The organism is Kitasatospora putterlickiae (assembly GCF_039527695.1).
In the GTDB taxonomy this organism is placed as follows: domain Bacteria; phylum Actinomycetota; class Actinomycetes; order Streptomycetales; family Streptomycetaceae; genus Kitasatospora; species Kitasatospora putterlickiae.
In genome coordinates, this window is record NZ_BAAAKJ010000239.1 from 4,787 (window position 1) to 9,302 (window position 4,516).

6 protein-coding genes and 2 pseudogenes are annotated in these 4,516 nt (G+C 76.1%); all 8 read left to right on the plus strand.

Annotated elements, in window-relative coordinates:
* A pseudogene (locus tag ABD308_RS23985) lies at positions 1–455 on the plus strand (DUF2637 domain-containing protein); the annotation flags it as partial.
* Between the two features lie 20 nt (positions 456–475).
* Positions 476–829 (plus strand): hypothetical protein, encoded by a 354-nt coding sequence (locus ABD308_RS23990; protein ID WP_344338457.1) that lies wholly within the window; start codon positions 476–478, stop codon positions 827–829.
* Positions 826–1,203, plus strand: coding sequence for an RRQRL motif-containing zinc-binding protein (locus tag ABD308_RS23995; RefSeq protein ID WP_344338459.1), 378 nt, complete (start codon positions 826–828; stop codon positions 1,201–1,203). Before ABD308_RS23990 ends, ABD308_RS23995 begins: the two co-directional genes overlap by 4 nt.
* A 49-nt stretch (positions 1,204–1,252) precedes the next feature.
* Positions 1,253–1,639, plus strand: coding sequence for a RapZ C-terminal domain-containing protein (locus ABD308_RS24000; RefSeq protein ID WP_344338461.1), 387 nt, complete (start codon positions 1,253–1,255; stop codon positions 1,637–1,639).
* Between the two features lie 10 nt (positions 1,640–1,649).
* The gene (locus ABD308_RS24005; protein WP_344338464.1) at positions 1,650–2,108 is read left to right on the plus strand and encodes a hypothetical protein; all 459 of its coding nucleotides are present in this window, start codon (positions 1,650–1,652) and stop codon (positions 2,106–2,108) included.
* Between the two features lie 45 nt (positions 2,109–2,153).
* A complete protein-coding gene (locus ABD308_RS24010) occupies positions 2,154–2,651 on the plus strand; it encodes a hypothetical protein (RefSeq protein WP_344338465.1) in 498 nt (165 codons plus the stop codon).
* Positions 2,652–2,855, plus strand: a complete 204-nt coding sequence (locus ABD308_RS24015) for a hypothetical protein (RefSeq protein ID WP_344338467.1) — start codon at positions 2,652–2,654, stop codon at positions 2,853–2,855.
* A 123-nt stretch (positions 2,856–2,978) separates the two neighbouring features.
* A pseudogene (locus ABD308_RS24020) lies at positions 2,979–4,516 on the plus strand (hypothetical protein); the annotation flags it as partial.

Consider the following 4,516-nt stretch of genomic DNA (forward strand, 5'->3'; position numbering starts at 1 on the left):
CCCGCGCCGAGGACGACGAGGCCGCCGAGCAGGCCCGGCTGCGTGGGGCTGAAACGGCCAAGGCTGTGGCTGAAGCCGAGGAGGCCACGGCTGAAGCCCGGCGCCGCGCGGCTGAAGCCGACCGCGACGCCGCCGACGCCGCCCGCGCCGAGGCGGACCTGACGCTGGCCGCCGAGACGGCCCGCCAGGCTGCGGCTGAAGCCCGGGCCCGTGTCGCTGAAGCGGAGCTGCACGCGGTCGAAGCGGAGGACACGGCGAAGCTGACCCCCGCCGCCCGCGCCACCCGCCGCGTCGCCCGCATGATCCTCGCCGACGGCGCCGGCAACCCCGAGGCCGTCACCCTCCAGACCATCGCCGAGGCCCTGGACGTCTCCCTCGCCACCGCCTCCCAGCGCCGCTCGGACGCCGCCGACCTGATCGCCGACGGCTACCGCCCCACCGCCTCGACCCGCTGACCAGCACAGGAGACATCACCATGCAGACCGCATCCACGATGGTCAGCGCCGCCGGCGCGCTGATGGCCGCGCTCACCGCCCACGCCGACCTGCCCGCCCCGAGGATCACCAGCGAGCAGGTCGTGTCCGCCGAGCGCGACTCCTCCGGCAACCTGGTCCTCACCTGGGGCCTGGCCTTCGGCTTCCACCGCGACACCGCGCTGAGCGACTTCGAGCAGTGGCGCCAGACCCTGGGCGTCGACCCCGCCGCCGTCGACCACGGCAGCACCGGCGCCCACGCCTGGCTGAGCGTCGGCACCGCCTACGCCGGTGTCCCGCTGACCCTGACCGGCTACTACACCCTCGCCCAGAACGACCCGGACGAGGACGAGTGAGCCGCCCCCAGGCTTGGGATCCCACCGGTGAGCGCCACGGCGGAACGCCGACCTACCCGTGGCGCATGGCCCCGCGCGGCCTGTTCACCCGCCGTCAGCTCCGCGCGAAGGGTCTGCGGCCGGGCGGTCAGGAGGTGGCCGCGCAGGTCTGCTGGCGCTCGCGCCGTAGCAAGGGCCTGCGCGCCGCCTACCTCTACCGGATCGACAGGGCCAAGCCCGTACGGCCGATGACCCCCGCGAAGGCCGCCGCCCTCGCCAAGGCCAACACGGCGCGCCGCACCTGCCCCGCCTGCGGGCACGACGCCGGATACGTGCTGCCCGCGCACCTGGGCACCTGCCTGCCCTGCGCCGACACCGCCGCCCTCGCGGCCTGAACCCCGCTCTGACCTGCTCCGCTGCCATCAGCAACAGGAGACCCGTGTCATGTCCGTGACCGAAATCTGCGTGATCAGCTTCGGCTACCTGCACGGCGCCCCGCCCGAGGCGCACCTCACCCTCGACCTGCGCCGCCACTTCCGCGACCCGCACGTCGACCCCGCCCTGCGCGACCTGACCGCGCATGACCTGCCGGTGCGCCGGGCGGTTCTGACCACCCCGGGCATCCGGGAGTCCGTCCTCGCGGCGGCGCTGGTGGCCGAGGCCTACGACGCCGGGCCGACCGCCGCGCCGCTGACCATCGCGGTCGGCTGCGCGGGCGGCCGGCACCGCGCCGCGACCGTCGCCATGGTCCTCGCCAGCCGCCTCACCAAGACCATCGCCCCGGCCCGCCTCGTCCACCGTGACCTGGACAAGCCGGTCGTCGAGCGCTGATCGGAGCCCGATGAACACCACGATGCCCCTCCGGGCGGTCCGCTTCACCGTCTCCTACGCCCTGCTGCGGGCGGCGGCGGACGTCGCGGACCACTGGATCCAGACCGACTATCAGGCGTCCACCAAGGGCCAGCACGACCACGCCGAGGGCCAGTCGAGCGCGGCCGGCCGCCGGGCGTGCGCCGCGCACGTCGCCTCCTACACCGCCACGCAGGCCGCCGTCCTGCTCGCCGGAACCCGCCTGCTCGGCGTGCGGCTGCGGCCGGTGCCGGTGGTGGCCGCGCTCGCCGTCTCGGCCGTGACGCACTACGTGGCCGACCGGCGCGAGCCCTTGCGGCGCCTGGCGGACGAGACCGGCAAAGGCCGGTTCGTGCGGCTCGCCGACCACGGGCTGAACGGCGGCTACCTGCTCGACCAGGCGTGGCACCACGGCTGGGAGACGGCCGCGGCCCTCATCGCCGCGGCCTGACCGGCCACCACCCCCGACCAACAGCAGGACAGGAAGGAAGAACCGATGAGCAACGGGAGCAGGTGGACGTCGGACCACCTGAGGGAGCCGGGCGGGACGGCCATCTACGCCGCCCAGCAGCGTGAGCGGCTGCGGCAGATGGCCGACGAGGTGCAGGCCCTGCTGCGCGAGTACCGGGCCGATCTGGAGTCGGTGCACATCGACGGCGACAGGCCCGGCCAGCGCAAGGTGCGCGCTTTCCTCGCGACCCGGCCGCTGGCGAAGCTGGAAAGCCACCTGCGGGAGGCCGTGAACGCCGCCGGAAAGCTCGACGCGGAATACAACCGCCGCTTCGTCGAGCTGCCGAAGAAGCGCGCCGAGCGGGCCGCGAACAAGGCCCTGGAGAAGTCCGCCAAGGCGGGCGCCGAGGCCGCCCGGAGCGCGGACGCGGTGAACACCGCCGCCACCCTCCACGGCATTTCCCAGGCCGCCACGGAAAACCCGGACGGAAAGGCGGGCGGAAAGCCCCCGGCGTTCCTGGACTTCCTGAAGGAGAGCGCCTAAATGCCGCCGCTCACGCCGGGGCAGGTCGCCTACTGGCAGAGGCGCCTGGAGGCGACGGCCACGAACGCGGACCGAGCGCGGGCCCTGTGGGACCTGGCCCGCGCCCAGGCCGGACAGAGCGAGGAGGCGTGGGCCGATCTGGTGCGCCTGCTCTCCGCCTGGACCCAGCAGCACGCCGCCTCCGGGCCGCCCCGCACACGGTGACGCTTCGCGCTCACATTCACACGCCGACTCCGTGAATCCGGGGGTTCCACCTACGCGTGCACGCGTACGCGTGGAGGAACCCCCGGGCCGTGACGGAGCGTGACACTCCCGATTGGAGGCCCGATGGCCGACGACGACGCCGGGGGGACCGTGCTCGGGTTCCCCCGGCTGACCGTGCCGGGCGTCGTGGGCGATGACCCGCCGCCGCCCGGCGCGCCGGTCCTCGCCCCGCTGGACACCGACCTCGCCCCGCCCGCCTCGCTCTCGATCCCCGACGCCCCGGCCCTTGCGCCCGCCGCCGAGTCCACCCCGGCGGGCGAGCCGACGGCCGCCGGCGGCTCTTTCTCGAATGTGGCCGCGATGTCGACCGTGCTGATGGCCGGTGTGACGGTGGCCGCGCTGCGCGGGGCGGCCCATTTCATCGCCTACCTGAAAGCGCGCGCCGAACACCGGGAAACGGTGGAGCGCCAACGCAATTCCCTGACGGGCGCCGGTAATTCCCGGACGGGAATCCCCGGCACGGCTGCGGGCGGGACGGCTGCGCGAGGGCGCGTGCAGTCCGGCCCGGAATTCGGCCGGTCCACGCGAAACCCCGCCCCGAATACCGTCCGGGGCGGTTCCGGGGTTCCCGCGACGTTCCGCCCCGGCCCCACCTCCATGGCTCCGGGTGGCGGCAAGGGGCCTGGGAGGCGGCCCAGCGGCCCGCCTGACGGGCGCTCAGGGGGCGGCGGCATTCCGGGGGCCGGTCGGGTCCGTGAGGCCCGCAGAGCTGCCCTGGAGGGCTCCGGCGCGGGCCGGCGCCCGAACGGCCTTTCCGAGGGCGGGAATTCATCCCTCGGTGACCGGGGCGGGCGCGGTCCGGGGCGTGAGCGCGGGGCCGATCGGCTGGCGCGCCAGGCGGCCGGGCCGGACACCCTCCGCGGTGCCGCCCGCCGCCGGATCGCCGAGCGGATCACCAACGGCCCCCGGGGATCCGGGGCGTCGAAGCCCGACCGGTCGCCCTCCGGACCGGACACGGTCCGGGGGGCGACCCGGCAGCGGGTCGCCGACCGGATCACCACCGGTTCGTGGAAGCCGACCGGCGGCCACCAGGGCGGTGGAGCGACGCCCGCGACCATCCGCGGCGCCCTGCGCGCCCGGGCGGCCGGGCGGATCCTCAACGGCCGCACACCCAAGCCCGCCCCCGGCACCCCGAACACCCCGGCCCCGCAGGCCCCGGCCGGCAAGCCCGCCACGGCCCCCGCCGTACCGGGCGCCTCCGCCCCCGGGCCGCAGCAAGTCCAGCCAGCGACGACCGGCCCGAAGCACGTCGGGTCGACGCCCGCCGCGAGCGGACCCAAGGCCCGCAAGCCCAAGGGCCGCAACACCAAGGCCGGGAACGCGAAGGCCCGGGCCAAGGGCCGCGTGCGGCGGGTCGTGACGCCGGGCGGCGCGACGGGGGCCAGGCCCTGGCGCAGTCGCCCCGGCCGGGGCCAGTCCACCCGCTCGCCGCGCACCGGGTCCTGGCGGGCGTGGGCTCTGCGCGTCCTGGCCCGCCGGCGCCGCACCGCCCCCCAGTCGCAGCCCCCGAGCGCACCCGGGCCCGGCTCGCAGCACGGCTCCTCCGCGGCGTCGACCGGTCCCCACCCCGCCGGTCCCGGCCCGGCGGGCGCCCCCGGAAG

Coding starts and splice junctions, on each gene's coding strand:
- ABD308_RS24015 (WP_344338467.1), top strand. CDS start 2,652: ATGCCGCCGCTCACGCCGGGGCAGGTCGCCTACTGGCAGAGGCGCCTG.
- ABD308_RS24000 (WP_344338461.1), top strand. CDS start 1,253: ATGTCCGTGACCGAAATCTGCGTGATCAGCTTCGGCTACCTGCACGGC.
- ABD308_RS24010 (WP_344338465.1), top strand. CDS start 2,154: ATGAGCAACGGGAGCAGGTGGACGTCGGACCACCTGAGGGAGCCGGGC.
- ABD308_RS24005 (WP_344338464.1), top strand. CDS start 1,650: ATGAACACCACGATGCCCCTCCGGGCGGTCCGCTTCACCGTCTCCTAC.
- ABD308_RS23990 (WP_344338457.1), top strand. CDS start 476: ATGCAGACCGCATCCACGATGGTCAGCGCCGCCGGCGCGCTGATGGCC.